This window comes from Phyllobacterium sp. GQ127, assembly GCF_059758635.1.
In genome coordinates, this window is the sequence record NZ_JCAXDZ010000001.1 from 1576898 (window position 1) to 1595635 (window position 18738).

13 protein-coding genes are annotated in these 18738 nt (G+C 53.7%); 7 read left to right on the top strand and 6 right to left on the bottom strand.

What is annotated here, in order from left to right:
- Window positions 1-9 precede the first annotated feature (9 nt).
- A complete protein-coding gene (locus tag AC6CHM_RS07990) occupies window positions 10-468 on the top strand; it encodes an NfeD family protein (RefSeq protein ID WP_115052256.1) in 459 nt (152 codons plus the stop codon).
- Between the two features lie 176 nt (window positions 469-644).
- Here AC6CHM_RS07990 and AC6CHM_RS07995 read toward each other — a convergent pair whose 3' ends face one another.
- A complete protein-coding gene (locus tag AC6CHM_RS07995) occupies window positions 645-1640 on the bottom strand; it encodes a KpsF/GutQ family sugar-phosphate isomerase (protein ID WP_307279922.1) in 996 nt (331 codons plus the stop codon).
- Between the two features lie 156 nt (window positions 1641-1796).
- On the opposite strand from AC6CHM_RS07995, the gene AC6CHM_RS08000 reads away from it, so the two are divergent.
- Window positions 1797-3557 (top strand): outer membrane beta-barrel protein, encoded by a 1761-nt coding sequence (locus tag AC6CHM_RS08000; RefSeq protein WP_498172596.1) that lies wholly within the window; start codon window positions 1797-1799, stop codon window positions 3555-3557.
- 273 nt (window positions 3558-3830) lie between these two features.
- Here AC6CHM_RS08000 and galU read toward each other — a convergent pair whose 3' ends face one another.
- Window positions 3831-4733, bottom strand: coding sequence for a UTP--glucose-1-phosphate uridylyltransferase GalU (gene galU, locus AC6CHM_RS08005; protein WP_162802453.1), 903 nt, complete (start codon window positions 4731-4733; stop codon window positions 3831-3833).
- Window positions 4734-5029: 296 nt separating this feature from the next.
- On the opposite strand from galU, the gene AC6CHM_RS08010 reads away from it, so the two are divergent.
- Window positions 5030-6256: a lytic murein transglycosylase gene (locus tag AC6CHM_RS08010; RefSeq protein ID WP_115052253.1), complete on the top strand. Its 1227-nt coding sequence runs from the start codon at window positions 5030-5032 to the stop codon at window positions 6254-6256.
- A 64-nt stretch (window positions 6257-6320) separates the two neighbouring features.
- Complete coding sequence (locus AC6CHM_RS08015) at window positions 6321-7625, top strand: SGNH/GDSL hydrolase family protein (RefSeq protein ID WP_337354405.1); 1305 nt, start codon at window positions 6321-6323, stop codon at window positions 7623-7625.
- Window positions 7626-7832: 207 nt separating this feature from the next.
- Here the strand turns inward: AC6CHM_RS08015 and AC6CHM_RS08020 are convergent, their stop codons facing one another.
- Window positions 7833-9287 (bottom strand): glutamate synthase subunit beta, encoded by a 1455-nt coding sequence (locus tag AC6CHM_RS08020; protein WP_115052251.1) that lies wholly within the window; start codon window positions 9285-9287, stop codon window positions 7833-7835.
- A 113-nt stretch (window positions 9288-9400) separates the two neighbouring features.
- On the bottom strand, window positions 9401-14119 hold the full coding sequence (gene gltB / locus AC6CHM_RS08025) for a glutamate synthase large subunit (protein ID WP_498172597.1): 4719 nt from the start codon (window positions 14117-14119) through the stop codon (window positions 9401-9403).
- A 429-nt stretch (window positions 14120-14548) separates the two neighbouring features.
- Here gltB and AC6CHM_RS08030 point away from each other — a divergent pair, with 429 nt between their 5' ends.
- Window positions 14549-15598: a threonine aldolase family protein gene (locus AC6CHM_RS08030; RefSeq protein WP_498172598.1), complete on the top strand. Its 1050-nt coding sequence runs from the start codon at window positions 14549-14551 to the stop codon at window positions 15596-15598.
- 46 nt (window positions 15599-15644) lie between these two features.
- Here the strand turns inward: AC6CHM_RS08030 and AC6CHM_RS08035 are convergent, their stop codons facing one another.
- Window positions 15645-16112 carry an Hsp20 family protein gene (locus AC6CHM_RS08035; protein WP_498172599.1) on the bottom strand — a complete coding sequence of 156 codons (468 nt, stop codon included), beginning with the start codon at window positions 16110-16112 and terminating at the stop codon, window positions 15645-15647.
- 268 nt (window positions 16113-16380) lie between these two features.
- Between AC6CHM_RS08035 and AC6CHM_RS08040 the strand changes: the two genes are divergently transcribed.
- Window positions 16381-16803, top strand: coding sequence for a hypothetical protein (locus AC6CHM_RS08040; RefSeq protein ID WP_115052248.1), 423 nt, complete (start codon window positions 16381-16383; stop codon window positions 16801-16803).
- A 184-nt stretch (window positions 16804-16987) separates the two neighbouring features.
- Window positions 16988-17971, top strand: coding sequence for an alpha/beta fold hydrolase (locus tag AC6CHM_RS08045; protein WP_498172601.1), 984 nt, complete (start codon window positions 16988-16990; stop codon window positions 17969-17971).
- Here the strand turns inward: AC6CHM_RS08045 and hisN are convergent.
- Window positions 17961-18734: a histidinol-phosphatase gene (gene hisN, locus AC6CHM_RS08050; RefSeq protein WP_115052246.1), complete on the bottom strand. Its 774-nt coding sequence runs from the start codon at window positions 18732-18734 to the stop codon at window positions 17961-17963. The genes AC6CHM_RS08045 and hisN overlap by 11 nt on opposite strands.
- Window positions 18735-18738 lie beyond the last annotated feature (4 nt).

Here is an 18738-nt window from a genome sequence, read left to right on the forward strand (position 1 = left end):
GGCTTTGAAATGCTGGAACGTCTCTTTGCGGAACTTGGCCCCTGGAACTGGATCGTACTTGGCCTTTTGCTGATGATCCTGGAAGTGACCGCGCCGGGAATATTCTTCCTCTGGTTCGGCATCGCCGCGCTCATTGTCGGCGGCTTTGTCATCCTGCTTGGCGAAGCTTTCCCATTCGGCTGGCAGGTGCAGGTCATCCTGTTTCTGGTGCTTTCGCTGATCGCCGTTTTCATCGGGCGCAAGCTCGTCGGCGCGACCGATGCGGAGTCAGACGAACCCTTGCTCAACCGGCGCGGTGAACAGCTCATTGGCCAGATTGTTACTCTTGAAGAAGCGACCGTAAATGGCCGGGGCCGCGCGCGTGTCGGCGATAGTCTCTGGCGTGTCACAGGTCCGGACCTTGCCGCCGGAACGCCAGTGAAAATCGTCGGGATCGATCAGGGAACATTGCGGGTCGAAGCGCTCTAGCAAAAAACGCTTCAGCTCATTGCACAACAAAATGCGTGGTTCGACAAGCTCACCATGAGGAAGGGCAGTGGGCTGCGGGTTAATTCGCCAGCGCTACAGGAGTGTTTCCCTGCAATCAACCCACCTTCCTCATGGTGAGCCCCCGTCGAACCACGCACAATCGAATTACAACGCTCTTATGCAGCGCCGATGCGCAACAGATCATGGAAATGCACGATCCCGACCGGGTAATTGTCTTCAGTCACGATCAGCGCACCAATATTGTGATCATTGAGCAAAGCCAGTGCTGCGCTTGCCAGCATGGTCGGCGGTACAGTCTTCGGGTTCCGCGTCATGACCTCTTCGACGGTCATTGTCACCAGACTGCGGTGCAGATTACGCGAAAGATCGCCGTCAGTGATAATGCCAGCCAGCGTGCCATCGGCATTCTCGACCGCAATACAACCGAAACGTTTTTCGGACAGAACCTTCATCGCGTCGGGAATCAGCGTCCCAAGCGGCACAAGGGGGATCTGGTCGTCGCGATGCATGATCTCGCGCACATGAGTGAGGCTGGCACCGAGCGAACCGCCCGGATGGAATGTCTTGAAGTCACCGGGGGTAAAGCCGCGTGCCTCAAGCAGCGCCACGGCAATCGCATCGCCCATCGCCAGTTGCATCAGCGTAGATGTCGTCGGCGCAAGGCCATGCGGACAGGCTTCCGCCACGCGCGGCATCAGGATCACCACATCGGCAGCCATTGCCAGTGCTGATTTTTCACCCGCCGTCACCGCAATCAACGGAATGCGGAACCGCCGCGAATAGCTGACTATTCCTTTCAGTTCCGCCGTATCGCCAGACCATGACAGCGCAAGAATGGCGTCATCGGCGGCGATCATGCCAAGGTCGCCATGATTGGCTTCCGAAGGATGTACGAAAAAGGCCGGTGTGCCTGTCGAGGCAAATGTCGCAGCGATCTTGGCGCCGACATGGCCGCTCTTGCCAACGCCGGTAACAATGATGCGCCCTTTGATTGCAGCGATTTTCTCAATCGCGCGGCAGAACGCATCGGCCATCGAACCTTCCAGCGCTGCGCCTAGCGCAACTAGCCCGTCTTGTTCGGTTGCAATTGTCCGTTTTGCGGAGTCAACCGCTGCGGACCTGTCCAGTTTGGTGTCATTTATAGCCTGCATGGGCAAACCGTTAGCGCTTCCGCTGGCTCATGTCCAATTTTTGTTCATTGCCGCTTCGCAAATCCGTATGAGCACCGCGCAAAACCAGCGGTCTTATCAAGTCATTAACCATGCTTCTTTACCATCGTTGAAGGTTCGAACCCTTTGGCAAATCTATTGACTCATTCGTCCAAACCACGCGCAAAAGCGAGTTATCGCTTCAAAGCTTCAAGCAATCTTTGCGTCATCGCAATCTTGCTTGGCAGCACTGTGTCTATGGTTTGCGGCCCTGCTCTGGCTCAGCAAACTGTTCTGCCAGACAACTCTCAGTTGCGCGGGTCTATTCAGGGAAACACCCTGCAGACGCAAACTACACGTCCCGCTGATTCGCGCGCAGCTACAACCGATTCCGGCATTCCCTCCCGCGCCTATGAGCCTGTCAGCCCCGGCGCCCTGCCCGCCGAGGATGATAGTTCCAATCTGGGATTGTTGGGTGTACCTCAAAACGACGGCAGCCCTCCGAGCGGTCCAGCCGATGATAGCGGTGGACTGAACCCGCCGCCTTCGCCGGAGGATCAGATGACGCCAGTTCCGACGGCATCAGTGCCAACACCGGAACCACGGCCAGGAGCGCCACGCCCCACAGCCGCGGCCGGAGACGAAAATAACACTGACCGAGATCCGGAAAATCCTTATGACACCGGCGCAATCGAACAGAGTCAGGAAGCCAATCCGGCGGAAAATCGCGCTGAAAAGGACAATATGCCTGTTTCGGCGATTGAGCGCCGTATACCGCGTCCCGATCCTGAACCCTTCGCGCCGCTCGGCATACGGGCCGGAACAGTAACTTTGCGCCCCTCCCTCAGTCAGGGTCTGCGGGCAACAACCAATGCCGATAATAGTTCGGATGGCAAATCCGCCATCCTGTCGGAAACCCGGCTGCGTGCCCGTGCCACGACAGATTGGTCACGCCATTCCGCATGGCTGGATTTTGATGGGACCTATGACAAGACCCTTTCCGGTGAGGAATATTCAGCGCCCAATATTGGGCTGCGTGCTGGCTTTCAACTGGATCTCGGCGCACGCACAACTGTAAAAGGTGAAGCGGGCTATCGCTATCGGCAGGAAGATCCAAGCGCGCCAACAACGCTTCAAGGCACATCAAACCGTCCTGGCGTGCAAGAGCTTGATGGAACGCTTGGCTTGCGCCACGAGTTCGGCAAATTTTTCGGCGATGTCAAAGGCAAGGTCAACCGAACCACCTACGGCAATGCCGAATTCGGCAATATCGCTGTCAGCCAGAAAGATCGCGACAACACCTTCGCCAGCATCGCCTTGCGTGGCGGCTTTGAAATGTCGCCTGCCATCAAGCCCTTTGTCGAGGTCGAGTTTGGTAAACTCATTTATGATGAGAAAGTCGATTTTAGCGGCTATCGCCGTTCCGGTGTGCGTTCAGGGCTTCGCGGCGGCGTCGAGATTGATTTCGGGGAGAAAATGTCAGGCGAGTTCGCACTTGGCTATTTACGCCAAGGTATTGACGATGACCGTTTGCAAGCTGTCGAAGGCCTCAGTGCGGATGCGGCGATCAAATGGTCTCCGCAGCGCGGAACCGATGTCGATATCGGTCTTTTGACCCGCGTCGAAGGCGCAACCGCCCCCGGAGAAAGCGGTTCGGTCTATTATGAAGGAACGGTTGGCATCAAACGTCAGGTCCGGGTTAACCTGGACTTTAACGCCAAGCTGATCGCTTCTTTGCGCGACAATAAAGATGATACGGGACTGGATAAGGGTTTCGGCGCCGAGATCGGTGCAACCTACTGGTTTAATCGTTTTGTCGGGCTGGATGTCAGCGCCCGCCACCAGCTTGTCCGCAGCGACGTTGAATCACGCAATACCGATGAGACGAGTGTGTATGTCGGCGTGACATTGCAGCGGTAATACTAAGTTATTGCATTGAACTAATGCGTGGTTCGACGGGCTCACCATGAGGAAGGTCGGTTGATTGCATGGTCCTGCCTCACAACTCCGAGGGCTGCATGATGATTTTCAACTTTGCAGGATTTCGATTCCCTGCAATCAACTCACTTTCCTCATGGTGAGCCTCGTCGAACCACGCATAATGGAGACGCGATTACCCATTTTCTGAGCTTATCGAAGGACGAACCACACAAAACATTGGGAGCAGCCAAGACCGCTCCCAACTAAAATAGATCACTGCCCCTTTGGCTTGATCGTCTTCAGCATATTGCCAATATTGTCGAACACACCATTGCGGATGTCCTCGCGCCACAGTGCGAAGGCCACATTGGCCTCAACGAAGCCTTCCTTGGAGCCGGTATCATAGGTACGACCCTTGAAATGATAACCGAAGAAATCCTGTTCTTTGGTCAGTTTGAGCATGGCATCCGTCAGCTGGATTTCATTGCCCGCACCGCGTTCCTGATTTTCCAGAATGTTGAAAATCTCCGGCTGGAGAATATAGCGGCCATTAATGTAAAGATTTGAAGGCGCAGTGCCTTTGGCGGGCTTTTCTACCATTTCCGTCAGCTCAAACCCATTGCCGACCGGCTTGCCTTGCCCGACAATACCATATTTGTGTGTTTCAGCCGGGTCGCATTCCTGCACCGCAACGATATTGCCACCCGATTGATTGTATAGCTCCACCATATCGGCCAGACAGCCATTCTTTTCCGGCTGCATGATCATGTCAGGCAAAAGCAGCGCAAATGGCTCATTGCCGACGATATCGCGTGCGCACCAGACGGCGTGGCCAAGCCCCATCGGCACCTGCTGGCGGGTAAAGCTGGTTGTGCCCGGCCTTGGCTGAATGCTCTGCAATTCTTCCAGCAAGGCTGTTTTACCGCGCTCCGTCAGCGATGAATATAACTCGTACTGCGCGTCGAAATAATCTTCGATAACAGCCTTGTTGCGGCCCGTAACGAAAATAAAATGTTCAATACCAGCTTCGCGCGCTTCATCGACCACATACTGAATGACTGGCTTGTCGACGACTGTCAGCATTTCTTTCGGAATGGATTTTGTTGCTGGAAGAACGCGGGTTCCAAAACCCGCAACGGGAAAGACGGCCTTGCGAATTTTCTTCAGTGTCGTCATCGGTACCTCGTTGGTGTTGCATGCGATTTCTTCGTTAAAGCATCTATTGTCGTCGTGAACTCACAAAAGCCGCAGTAACAATTCAAAGTTTGATATAATTCCCAAATACCGATTCTGGTTTTTGGTTAGATCCTGGACAATCTGGCCTCAAAGAACGAAAATGCACAGGCCTGTAAAATAAATATTCTTTGCCGATGTTAATGTGGGCACTGAGGAAGGCATGGTAAACTAATTCCTAACTTTGACATGCTAATATTATCGTCTGAACCTGTGGGAACACATTTCGAGGGCATAACATGATTGAAGCTTCGTCGGCATTGTCTAAACGTTTTTGCATGATTGCAGCTGCGGCGGGTCTTATCCTGTCACTCAACGTCAACAATGCCTCCGCCGATGCAAAGTTCCAGGCTTGGATCGCCGATTTCAGGGCAACGGCGATGGCCAGCGGCATTTCTGCGGCAACCTATAAGCGCGCCTTTGCCGGCGTCACGGAGATCGATCCGGAAGTCTTGGAGAAGGCGAAATTCCAGCCGGAATTCACTGCGCCTGTCTGGGATTATATTGATAACCGCGTCAATGAAAACTCGGTGGCAACAGGCCGCGAAATGGCCAAGAAGTACAGCCGTTGGCTGGGTGCCATTGAGAAATCATTCGGCGTTGATCGCAATATTCTTCTCGCAATCTGGTCGATGGAAACCAACTACGGCGAGATCATGAAACGCGATGATGTGATGCGCGATGCTGTGCGCTCGCTCGCCACTCTTGCCTATGCTGATCCGCGCCGGGGCAAATTCGGCCGCACGCAATTGATTGCCGCCATGAAAATTCTTCAGTCCGGCGATATTGACCGCAGTCACCTTACCGGTTCATGGGCAGGCGCGCTCGGCCATACGCAGTTCATTCCGACAAGCTATATCGCCTATGCCGTGGATATGGATGGCAACGGCAAACGCGACATCTGGAACTCCGTGCCTGATGCCTTGGCGACAGCCGCCAATCTTCTTCGCAAGAATGGATGGCAGAGCGGCCAGACATGGGGTTATGAGGTTGTGCTGCCTGCCGGGCGCAAATTCCCCGCCGGTTCAAAGTCCATCGCAGAGTGGCAACAACTCGGAGTCGTCCGTGCCAATGGCAAGGCTTTCCCCAATGGTAGCGTAAAAGCGACGTTGAAAGTGCCGGATGGACGCCAAGGTCCGTCATTCCTCATGACCAAGAATTTTTTCGTGCTGAAAAACTACAATAATGCCGATAAGTATGCATTGGGCGTTGGCCTTTTGGCCGATCAGATTGCCGGTTCAACGGGCCTGCGTCAGGACTGGAACCGGCCGTTTACGCCCATCACAATGAAAGAACGCGAAGAACTTCAACATCATTTGACCGAACTCGGCTATTATGACGGCAAGGTAGATGGCAAGATCGGCAGTGGTTCGCGCAATGCCATTCAGGCATTCCAGACCCGCATGGGCCTGGACCCTGATGGTCACCCCAGCAAGGAAGTGCTGACGATCCTGCGTAAGAAGTAGGGGAGAGTCTGTCGCACTGCGCGAACATAGCGTGGTACGACAAGCTCACCGTGAGGAATGTGGTTTGACGGCAGAAACTAAAGAAACTCAGAGGTTGCCACTTTCTTTGCAACCCACGAAGCTTCCTCGTGGTGAGCTTCCTGAGCGCTTGTCGAAAGTCGAACCACGCACTGCGCCCGAGCAAAGAATTATACGGCTGGCAGGTTTTGCTATGGCGCTCGGACTTTCTGGGATACTCGTTTTCACCGAAACCGCAGCTGCCCGAACCCTGCTCGATATGCTGATGGGACGTCGTGAAATTTATCGCGAAGATACCGACCGCCTGATCGATGATGGCCGGAGGGTCCGCCCTCGGCCTAAAAATCGCGCAACCAAACCCGCGCGCCCGAAAGCAGTTCCGGCAGGACCGCAATCGGGACCCGCGCCATCGGTAGCGGTTGAACCAGCCATTCCTGACAAATTGCCTGATGCCAAGACAGTTCTTGTCGTTGGCGACTTCATGGCCAGCGGTCTGGCGGAGGGTCTTGAGGCAGCTTTTATCGATAGCCCCGGCGTGCGCGTCATTGATAAGGCCGATGGCTCATCCGGGTTCGTGCGCGACGATCATCGCAATTGGCCTATGACCATAGGTGGATTGATTGAAACGGAAAAACCTTCAGTCGTCGTGGTGATGGCGGGAGCCAATGACCGGCAGCAATTTACCGGTGTTCAGTCTGAGGCCAAGGGAAAACCATTTCTGAGTGAAGAATGGTCGAAGGAGTATCAGGCTCGGCTCGGTGCATTTCTAGATGCGGTCGAGAAAACCGGCAAACCGGTCGTCTGGGTCGGGCAACCGGCTTTCAAAACCAAGAGCATGACCAATGACGTGCTGGCCTTTAACGAACTCTATCGCAATGCCGCTGAAAAAGCCGAAGGCACGTTCGTCGATGTGTGGGATGGCTTCGTTGATCAAAGTGGCTCATTTACGCTTACCGGCTTCGATATGTCGGGGCAAACGGCGCGCCTGCGTAACAATGACGGAATCGGCCTGACCCCTGCCGGCAAGCGTAAACTCGCTTTCTATGTCGAAAAGCCATTGCGCCAAATGCTGGGTACAGCCACCGCGCCCGATATTGCCGCCATCAAACCGGGTGCTCCTGTGCAGGCATTGCCGGAAACCCCATCCGGTCCTGTCAGAGTTGACAGGCTTGCGCCAATCAGCCTGAATGATCCCGAACTGGACGGCGGCACCGATCTACTTGGCGCCTCCACGCGCTCCGTCCCCGCTGCCGAAAAATCGGACCGCGATCTGCTCATCAAACAGGGTGTGACACCAGCAAGCCAGCCCGGACGCACAAATGATTTTTCTTGGCCAAAACCGGCCAAATAGGACCGACACTGGTACTCGCGCGCCACGTGCATGAGATTGTCATCGGGATTTCCGCAAAAATAATCCGACAAGTTGCGAACTCAAATCAGAATTTCCGGAACTGATACAAAAACAACGAAAACTCTCTGGGAATTGCCGAAGAATCGTCGATTTTTGCCGAAGAATTGTAACTACCGCGTGCAATTTGGTTGCGCGCGGTAGAAATACCTATCGAGGGAGCACCGAACTTCCCATTAAAGCCTCATCTATTGAAGCTGCCGCCTGACGACCTTCCCGGATCGCCCAGACCACCAGAGACTGTCCCCGCCTGACATCGCCAGCGGTGAAAAGCTTGTCGACACTGGTACGATAATCGACATCATCCGCTACAACCGAGCGGTTGCCACGACGGTCGGCTTTCATTTCCAGCGAACCGGAAAGCTCTTTGACAATCCCGTCTTCGAACGGGCCGGAAAAGCCGATGGCGATGAAGGCAAGATCGGCCTTGATGAAGAATTCCGTTCCGGCAATAGGCTTGCGTGCCTCATCCACTTCACAGCATTTCACATGGGTCAGCTCGCCATTTTCTCCAATGAATTCAAGCGTTGCCACCTGAAATTCACGGGCAGCACCCTCGGCTTGCGATGAAGAAGTACGCATTTTCGTTGCCCAGTAAGGCCATACGCTCAGCTTGTCTTCTTTTTCTGGAGGCTGCGGGCGGATGTCGAGCTGGGTCACTTTTACCGCGCCTTGACGGAATGCCGTGCCCACGCAGTCAGACGCCGTATCACCACCGCCAACAACCACAACGTGCTTTCCGGACGCGACAATCGAGTCGCTTTTCCAGGCAACGGATTCAATGTTTTCACGGCCTACACGACGATTTTGCTGAACCAGATAGTGCATCGCATCGTGGACACCTTCAAATTCAGCGCCGGGAATGCCTGCAGGGCGTGGCGTTTCGGCGCCGCCGCAATATAAAACGGCATCGTAGCTATCGATAAGCTCCTGAATTGGCTTATCAATTCCCACATTGACGCCGCAGAAGAAAGTGACGCCCTCACCTTCCATCTGACTCACCCGCCGGTCGATGAAATGCTTTTCCATTTTGAAATCCGGAATGCCATATCGCAGCAATCCACCTGGCTTGCTCTCGCGTTCGTAAACATGAACTTCATGTCCTGCGCGACCAAGTTGTTGCGCCGCCGCCATCCCTGCCGGACCCGAACCGATGATCGCAACATTCTTGCCGGTCTTGGAAGCGGCTGGTTGAGGAATGATAAAACCGGTTTCATAGGCCTTGTCAGCGATGGCCTGCTCGACCGTCTTGATCGATACCGGCACATCTTCAAGGTTCAGCGTACAGGCTTCTTCGCAAGGCGCAGGGCAGATTCTGCCTGTAAATTCAGGGAAATTATTGGTGGAATGCAGGTTTCGGATCGCCTCATCCCAATTGTCATTGTAGACGAGGTCATTCCAGTCAGGGATCTGATTGTGAACCGGGCAACCCGTAGGGCCATGACAAAACGGAATGCCGCAATCCATGCAGCGTGCCGCCTGCTTTTTGACCTCGCCATCGGTCATGGGAATGGTGAATTCCCTGAAATGGCGAATACGATCTGACGCTGGTTGATACTTGCCAACCTGCCGGTCTATTTCAAGAAAACCTGTAACCTTACCCATAAAACTGCTCCCCTCGCCTCTTGGAGGGCCACCCATATCGATTTAAATCAACGGGCAGCATTGGACCTTTGCCGAGCATCGCAACAGCGACGCTCGAAGCTAAGGCATTGAAACTATTCGGCTGCGACACCCATCCGCATACGCTCCATATCCTCGAGCGCGCGTCGGTATTCCACCGGCATAACTTTCACGAATTTCGGCCTGAAACTCTCCCAATTATCGAGAATTTCTTTCGCGCGGCCAGAACCCGTATAGTGCATATGGTTCGAAATCAGTTGAACCAGACGTTCTTCATCATGCCTTGTCATATTGGCCGAAACATCAACACGCCCCTTATGTGCCAGATCACCGCCATGATGATGAAGCTTCTCAAGGATGTCATCTTCTTCCGGAACAGGCTCCAGCTCAACCATGGCCATGTTGCAACGCTGGGCAAAATCTCCAGCTTCATCAAGGACATAGGCGACGCCGCCGGACATACCCGCTGCGAAGTTTCGGCCCGTTTGACCAATGACGACAACAACACCGCCGGTCATATACTCACAACCATGATCGCCGGTGCCTTCTACAACGGCAATTGCTCCGGAATTACGAACAGCAAACCGTTCGCCCGCGACCCCACGGAAATAAGCCTCGCCTTCAATTGCTCCGTACAGCACGGTATTGCCAACGATGATTGAATCTTCCGGCACGATTTTCGTATTTTCAGGCGGGCGAATGACAATGCGGCCACCGCAAAGTCCCTTGCCTACATAATCATTGCCGTCGCCAATCAACTCGAAGGAGATGCCTCTGGCCAAAAATGCAGCAAAAGATTGCCCGGCCGTACCTGTGAATCTCACCGAGATTGTATCTTCTTTTAGTCCCTTGTGCCGATAACGCTTGGCAACTTCACCAGAAAGCATTGCACCTACAGAGCGATCCACATTCTTGATGCCCATTTCGATCTTGACCGGTTGCTTGCTTTCGAGGGCGGGCAGCGCCTGCTCAATAAGCTTGCGGTCGAGAATATCGAAGATTGGATGGTTTTGTCGTTCTGTCCAACGTGTCTTTTCCTCAGGCGCTTCCGGCTTGTGGAATATGCGAGAGAAATCGAGCCCTTTGGCTTTCCAATGATCAATCGCCTCGCGCTTTTCGAGAAGTTCGGCCTTGCCGACGATCTCTTCGAACCGCGTGTAACCCATCTCAGCCAGGAACTGACGAACTTCTTCCGCCATATAGAAGAAGAAGTTGATCACATGCTCAGGCGTGCCCTTGAAGCGCTTGCGCAAGACCGGATCCTGCGTTGCAACGCCAACGGGACAGGTGTTCAAGTGGCACTTGCGCATCATGATGCACCCTGCCGCTATCAATGGAGCGGTAGAGAAGCCAAACTCGTCCGCTCCCAAAAGTGCGCCGACAATCACGTCACGACCGGTTCGCAGGCCACCATCGACCTGCAAGGCTATGCGCGAGCGAAGCCCGTTAAGCACCAGCGTTTGCTGGGTTTCAGCAAGACCCATCTCCCAAGGGCTACCGGCATGCTTGAGCGACGTCAGCGGCGATGCACCTGTGCCGCCATCATAACCGGAAATGGTAATATGATCAGCGCGTGCCTTGGCCACACCGGCAGCAACTGTGCCTACACCAACTTCCGAAACAAGCTTGACCGACACATCCGCTTCGGGATTGACGTTCTTCAAATCGTAGATCAGCTGCGCCAGATCTTCGATGGAATAGATGTCATGATGCGGCGGCGGCGAAATCAGGCCAACACCGGGCGTCGAGTGACGGGTCTTGGCAACTGTCGCATCGACCTTATGTCCGGGAAGCTGACCACCCTCACCGGGCTTTGCGCCCTGGGCAACCTTGATCTGCATCATGTCAGAATTGACGAGATATTCGGTTGTGACACCAAAGCGACCTGACGCCACCTGCTTGATCGCCGAACGTTCCGGGTTTGGCTTGCCATCGGGCAGCGGGTAGAAACGATCAGGCTCCTCGCCGCCTTCACCAGTGTTCGACTTACCGCCAATACGGTTCATCGCCACAGCCAATGTTGTATGGGCTTCGCGGCTGATCGAGCCGAACGACATGGCGCCGGTGGAGAATCGCTTTACGATCTCTTTTGCAGGTTCGACATCATCAATCGAAACTGGCTTTCGTCCGGTATCGGCAGCCATTTTGATATTGAACAGGCCACGAATGGTCTTGGCCCTCGCCGATTGGCTGTTCACCATATCGGAATATTCTTTAAACGTGCTGGCCGAGTCCGTACGCACGGCATGCTGCAGCTTTGCTACCGCGTCCGGCGACCACAAATGTGCTTCACCGCGCATGCGATAGGCATACTCGCCGCCAACATCGAGTGTAGTGGACAAAACAGGATCATTGCCAAAGGCGTCACGATGGCGGCGCACTGTTTCTTCCGCTATTTCCTCAAGTCCTACGCCTTCGATCATCGTCGCCGTACCAAAGAAGAAGCGATCAACAAATTCCGACTTCAACCCGACAGCGTCAAAAATCTGAGCACCGCAATAGGACTGATAGGTCGAAATGCCCATCTTCGACATGACCTTGAGGATGCCCTTGCCGATGGACTTGATGTAGCGCGATACAACTTCCCTCGAATCCACTTCCGGCGGAAATTCACCCCGCTTGTGCATATCGAGCAATGTATCAAAAGCCAGATACGGATTAATTGCTTCCGCACCATAACCTGCAAGGCAGCAGAAGTGATGCACTTCACGCGGCTCGCCCGACTCAACCACGAGACCAACCGACGTACGCAGCCCTTTGCGGATCAGATGATGGTGAACGGCCGCGGTTGCGAGAAGCGCCGGGATTGGAATCCGGTCCGGACCAACTTGGCGATCGGAAAGAATGATGATGTTGTAGCCGCCGTGAACCGCCGCTTCAGCGCGATCACAAAGCCGCTCCACGGCACCGGCCATTCCAGCAGCGCCTTCTTCAACATTATAGGCCGTATCGAGCGTCTTGGTGTCAAAACGATCTTCCGTATGGCCGATGGAGCGAATTTTCTCCAGATCTCCATTGGTCAGGATGGGCTGGCGTACTTCCAGCCGCTTGCGGCGCGATGTTCCAACCAGATCGAAAAGATTTGGGCGTGGACCGATGAATGAAACAAGACTCATCACCAGCTCTTCACGGATCGGATCAATCGGCGGATTGGTGACCTGTGCGAAGTTCTGCTTGAAATAGGTATAAAGCATCTTCGACTTGTCAGACATTGCCGAGATCGGCGTGTCAGTACCCATCGAACCAATGGCTTCCTGGCCCGTCGTCGCCATGGGCGACATCAGGATTCTTGTGTCTTCCTGCGTGTAGCCGAATGCCTGCTGGCGATCGAGAAGGCTGACATCCTTGCGCAAGGCGCGCGGCTCAACCGGGCTCAATTCTTCCAGGATCAACTGGGTGTTCTTGAGCCACTGCTTGTATGGATGGCGATTGGCTATTTCGGATTTGATCGTGTCATCAGAAACAATCTCACCCTTTTCCATATCGATCAGCAGCATGCGACCGGGCTGCAACCGCCACTTCTTGACGATCTTTTCTTCCGGCACAGGAAGCACACCCGCCTCCGAGGCCATGACCACGAAATCATCATCAGTCACGAGATAGCGCGCTGGACGCAGACCATTGCGGTCCAAGGTCGCGCCAATTTGACGGCCATCCGTGAACGCGACAGCAGCTGGTCCATCCCACGGCTCCATCAGCGCAGCATGATATTCGTAAAATGCTTTTCGATCATCCGCGATCAGCTTGTTACCGGACCATGCCTCGGGGATCAGCATCATCATTGCATGGGCAAGCGAATACCCGCCCTGAAACAGGAACTCCAAAGCATTATCAAAGCACGCCGTATCCGACTGGCCTTCATAAGAAATTGGCCAGAGCTTTGAGATGTCGTTGCCAAAAAACTCGGAATCAACCGAAGCCTGTCTCGCAGCCATCCAGTTGACGTTGCCGCGCAACGTGTTGATTTCGCCGTTATGCGCAACCATACGGTAGGGATGCGCCAGCTTCCAGGAAGGGAACGTGTTTGTCGAAAACCGCTGATGCACAAGCGCGACAGCGCTGACAAAGCGTGGGTCCTTCAGATCCTTATAATAGGCACCCACCTGATAGGCGAGAAACATGCCCTTATAGACAATCGTACGGGCAGACATTGAGACAACGTAAAAGTCGCTCTCCTTGCCACCGTTCTCTTGATAGATACGGTTTGAAATCACCTTGCGCAGGACAAACAGGCGACCTTCGAAGTCTTCATTGGATTCAATATTCGGGTTGCGTCCAATGAAGACCTGACGATGAAACGGCTCGGTGGCAGCAATATGCGGAGCCTTTGACAAAGACGAATTATCAACGGGCACGTCACGGAAACCGATAAGTGTCTGGCCTTCCGAAGCAATAACTTCCGCTACGACTTGCTCGATATGTGCACGCTCTTCCGGGTCCTGCGGCATGAAGAAATAGCCAACGGCATATTGATTGACCGGAGGAAGCTCGACACCCTTTTCTGCCCATTCCGCGCGAAAAAACGCGTCCGGAATCTGGACAAGCATGCCAGCACCGTCGCCCATCAATGGATCGGCACCAACAGCGCCGCGATGGGTCAGGTTTTCGAGCATGAAAAGCCCGTCTTCGATGATCTTACGGGACTTCACACCCTTCATATGGGCAACGAAGCCCACACCACATGCGTCATGTTCATTACGGGGATCGTAAAGGCCTTGGGCTTTGGGGAAACCTGACAATTTATTGGTTTTGACCGCACGATTCTGTACGGCCTGAGCGAGTTCAGTCGTTACAGATGGCGTCAAATCCGACATCGTCAATTCCTCCATTGAAGCCCTCACAGGGCGGTCTTAGTCATATGGGACGGAATAGCATAATTCCTGCCCCGCTTCATGCGGCATATCTTCCGATTGTAGATTGCGGGCACCTTAAGAAGGACGAAAGCACTTGACTGCCGTCCTCAATTATCAGTCTCCGCAAATAGGACAGCAATGCTGTCGTATCAGCGTATGCCAGAATTATTCCAAACAAACAAGATGGAAAAGCAAAAAATAACATCATTCCACGAAAGAAGATTGCGTCAAATTGTCAATTTGCTCGCATTAGTTACGAGAGCAGGTGTTTCCGCTAAAAATAGAATGCTGAATAGTTACTTCCTCCATTATTAACAGTTACGGCTGCTTTCCACTATGCTTCTAAAGGCGTAAGCCTCTGCTCATCCATCCTGAAGAGAGGTTTGCTTCATGCACTTTGCGTCCGATAACTGGGCTGGCGCCCACCCCAAAATTGCCGCGAATTTAAACCGGCATTCCGATGGCTTTGCCTCGGCTTACGGCACCAGCACGCTCGACCGCGCAATAGATGAAACATTCAACACAATCTTTGAACGGGAGGTCGCCGTTTTCTTCGTCGGAACTGGCACTGCCGCCAACTCGCTTGCCCAAGCTGCCATCGGCAGGCCAGGCGGCGTAACCTTCGCTCATCGTGAGGCCCATCTGATTGAGGACGAGGGCGGAGCACCAGGCTTTCTCTCAGCTGGAGGCCGTTTTCAGCCGGTAGACGGTCCGACCGGGCGTATTGATACTAATAATCTTAAAACAGCTATTCGGGGATTCGCCCCCGGGAATGTGCACGCCGGACAGCCAATGGGTGTCTCAATTACCCAATCCACAGAAATCGGCACCATCTATGAGCTCGGCGAAATTTCAGCGATTTCAGCACTGTGCAAGGATAATAGCCTGCCACTCCATATGGATGGCGCTCGCTTTGCCAATGCGCTCATTACCCTTGGCTGCAGTCCTGCGGATATGACGTGGAAACAGGGTGTCGACATTTTGTCGTTCGGAGGAACCAAGAACGGCTGCTGGTGTGCAGAAGCATTGATATTCATGAACCCCGATCAGGCAAAGGACGTGCCCTTTATCCGAAAGAGATCCGCGCAGCTCTTTTCAAAGTCGCGTTTCGTTGCAGCGCAATTCGAAGCCTATTTTGCTGGCGGATTATGGCTGGAGCTCGCGACCCACGCCAATACGATGGCGCGCTTTCTTGCAGAACAAATTGCTGGTTCGAAGAAGATGAGACTTGCCTGGCAACCCCAGGCAAACGAAGTCTTTGCGATTGCCCCCAAGGGTGTTGTGGCGAGCCTACAGGCAAGCGGAGCCATTTTTTATGAGTGGAAGCCACCCCACAACGAAGAAAACCTGCTTGCAAATGACGAAACAATGATCCGCCTCGTAACCAGCTTTGCTACGACGCAAGAAGAAATCCGCCAATTTGGCGATCTGATCGCATAAAAAGCGGCGCATCGCTGCGCCGCTCTCCACTCATTGCAGTAGCCGCTTAGTGAGTGGCTTTTGCTTCTATCTGCTTGGCTTCGTTATCGGACAAAGCCGTAACCGCAATCTTGCGCGGCTTCATCTCTTCCGGAATTTCGCGCTTGAGATTAATGTGCAGCAAGCCGTTTTTCAGGCTGGCCCCATTTACCTCGACGAAATCGGCAAGATGGAAACGGCGCTCAAATGCGCGAGACGCAATACCGCGATATAATGTCTCGGAATCTTCCGACTTTTCAGCAGTTTTTTCGCCCGTCACCTTGAGCTGGTTGCGGTGGGCTTCAATCTGGATTTCATCCTCAGAGAACCCGGCAACGGCCATTGTGATGCGATAGGTGTTCTCGCCTGTCCGCTCAATATTATAGGGCGGATAAGTTTGGGCACCTTCCGGCTGAGCCAAACTGTCGAGAATCGTGAAAAGCCGGTCGAAACCGACGGTTGAACGGTAGAGTGGTGAAAAATCAACGTGACGCATGGGTAAGCCCTCCTTTAGAGCGACAATGTTTGCGTTTTTTGATTCACGTCAGAATCCCCGATGTGGCAAATTCTGTTGAACCAGCAACCCCGATATGGCGGCTGCAAACCATATTTGGTAAGCGCAATTCCTGGTTTCAAGTCTATTTGTATGAAACTGCGACGTTCAATGAACGCAAAATGAACATCATCTTCGGAATACGTTCAGCTCGATGATTTTATAACTACACCCAAGGTCGGATACGGTCCGGCATATAAAGGATAGGACAATGAAAAGACCCCTTATCGCTCTTACTGCAGCCGCCGTTTTGATCACCGGCTTCGCCTCCTCGGCATTTGCTCAGGAACGTTATTATCGCGATAACTCACCTGCCATCTATCTGGAGCAGGACGAGTCGGATGGCTATCTCATTCAGGATCGTGGCCGTTACGATCGCGACCGTTCGGACTGGCGCGATGACCGCCGTGAACGCTTTGGGCCACGCGATGTTGCCCGCATGCTGGAGCGTCGCGGTTACCGGGTTCGCGATATCGATTTCGAACGTGGCCGTTATTTTGTAAGAGCTTCTCGCCGCGGCAATCCGGTGATTGTCGTCGTATCCCGCAGAGGCGAAATTCTTGAAACCCGCCGCGTCGGACGTGACCGTGATCGCCGCTCCGGCTTCAGCATCGAGATCAATCCGGCCTACTGATAAAAAAGCCGAAATCATTGCAGATGTAACGTCCCTTCCATCTGCAATGTACTGACCGGAAGCTCTCAGGCAGAGTTTCCGGTCGATCTTTATTTTTAGCTTTGCCGTTTCAGGCATTGTTTGACGTTCTGTCGGAGCGGCTTTATCACGGAGGCAACTTGCTCTTTGAGGCACCCGACCGCACATGATCCGATCACTCGTCGAAATTGCGTCCAACCCTATTCCCGCGGGTACCCGTGTCGATAGCTTTGAACTGCCGGATCGCAAGCAACTGCGTTATGCAATCATCCCCGCCAGCACATCCCAGATCCGCGGAACTGTCATTATTTTGCACGGTCGTAGCGAATGTATCGAAAAATATTTCGAAACAGCCAGGGATATTGCGGCGCGCGGTTTTACAGTGGCCACATTTGACTGGCGTGGCCAAGGGGCCTCAAGCCGTATTTTACGTGATGCGGCGCGAGGCCATATAAAAAGCTTTGAACATTATGTTGCCGACTTCGAAAGGTTTTTCGAAACCGTGCTTCTGCCCGATTGCAAGGGCCCGTTCTATGTTCTGGCTCACTCCACCGGTGCCCTCATAGCACTGCTTGCAGCGCCCTCCATGTCCAACCGAATCCATCGCATGGTCCTGACATCACCCCTGCTTGATATTCCCATGACGCGCTTACAAAGAATGACGGCAAGGATCGTCGCAAACTCGCTGCGCTCCATTGGGCTTGGCAGAACCTACATGCTCAGCGGCCCATACAAGGCCAGGCCTTTTGAAAACAACCCGGTGACATCGGATGCCAGCCGTTACAAGCGCCAATGCGATGTACTCGAACAAGCGCCGGAACTCGCTCTTGGTGGCCCGACAGCAAGCTGGATTGTCGCTGCCGCAAAAGCGATTAACAGGGTCAATCGCCCTGAATTTATCGAGAAAATACGCATTCCATTACTGATTATCGCGGCTGGCGCGGACACCATTGTCTCAACCCCGGCGATAGAGCGTTATGCTGTGCAACTGCGCAACACCACTCTTCTCACAATTGATGGTGCAAAGCATGAGATTCTGCAGGAGGCTGATTTCTATCGCGAACAGTTTTTTGCAGCATTCGATGCCTTCATTCCGGGAACAGGCAACGAACCAACGCAATTATCGGACGAGACAGAGCTTACTGATTGAGCAAGGCCAGCGCTTTGGCGTGCAGTTCCGGTGTAGCCGCCGCAACAATGTCGCCTGCTTTTTCCGCCGCGCCACCATCCCAGGTTGTGATAACGCCACCGGCCTTTTCGATGATAGGAATCAACGCCACGATATCATATGGGTGAAGTCCGGTTTCGATCACTAAATCGACAAATCCTGATGCCAACATTGCGTAAGCGTAGCAATCTGTACCGTAACGCGCGAGGCGCGCCGTTGACTCGATCCTGTCATAGGCTTCCCGCTGCGCACCCTTGAAGAGCGCTGGCGTAGTCGTAAACAATGTTGCCTCGGCCAGTTCGGTGGTCTTGCGCGTTTGCAAACGCCGAACCCCGTCAGGTCCTTCGTACCAAGAGGCATCGCCATCGCACATGAAAAGCTCGCGCGTGAATGGCTGAGACATTACCCCCGCCACCGCATCGCCATTGATTGTCAGTCCAGCCAGCGTTCCCCATACCGGCAGGCCGGAGATGAAGGCCCGCGTCCCATCAATAGGATCAATGACCCAAATGTTTGGCTGCGCTAAATTCTCTCCACCAAATTCCTCGCCTAGAATTCCATGTTCGGGGAAAGTTGCATTTATCAAGCTACGTATGGCTCGCTCGGCTTCCCTGTCAGCTTCGGTAACCGGATCAAACCCTGTCTGATATTTATTATCGACCAGCGCTACTGTGCGAAAACGCGGCAGTGTCTGCTGGGCTGCAACCTCGGCGATTTGCTTCAAAAAGGTAAGATCGATGACCAAAATA

Coding starts and splice junctions, on each gene's coding strand:
- AC6CHM_RS07990 (WP_115052256.1), top strand. CDS start 10: ATGCTGGAACGTCTCTTTGCGGAACTTGGCCCCTGGAACTGGATCGTA.
- AC6CHM_RS07995 (WP_307279922.1), bottom strand. CDS start 1,640: ATGCAGGCTATAAATGACACCAAACTGGACAGGTCCGCAGCGGTTGAC.
- galU (WP_162802453.1), bottom strand. CDS start 4,733: ATGACGACACTGAAGAAAATTCGCAAGGCCGTCTTTCCCGTTGCGGGT.
- AC6CHM_RS08010 (WP_115052253.1), top strand. CDS start 5,030: ATGATTGAAGCTTCGTCGGCATTGTCTAAACGTTTTTGCATGATTGCA.
- AC6CHM_RS08020 (WP_115052251.1), bottom strand. CDS start 9,287: ATGGGTAAGGTTACAGGTTTTCTTGAAATAGACCGGCAGGTTGGCAAG.
- gltB (WP_498172597.1), bottom strand. CDS start 14,119: ATGTCGGATTTGACGCCATCTGTAACGACTGAACTCGCTCAGGCCGTA.
- AC6CHM_RS08030 (WP_498172598.1), top strand. CDS start 14,549: ATGCACTTTGCGTCCGATAACTGGGCTGGCGCCCACCCCAAAATTGCC.
- AC6CHM_RS08035 (WP_498172599.1), bottom strand. CDS start 16,112: ATGCGTCACGTTGATTTTTCACCACTCTACCGTTCAACCGTCGGTTTC.
- AC6CHM_RS08040 (WP_115052248.1), top strand. CDS start 16,381: ATGAAAAGACCCCTTATCGCTCTTACTGCAGCCGCCGTTTTGATCACC.
- AC6CHM_RS08045 (WP_498172601.1), top strand. CDS start 16,988: ATGATCCGATCACTCGTCGAAATTGCGTCCAACCCTATTCCCGCGGGT.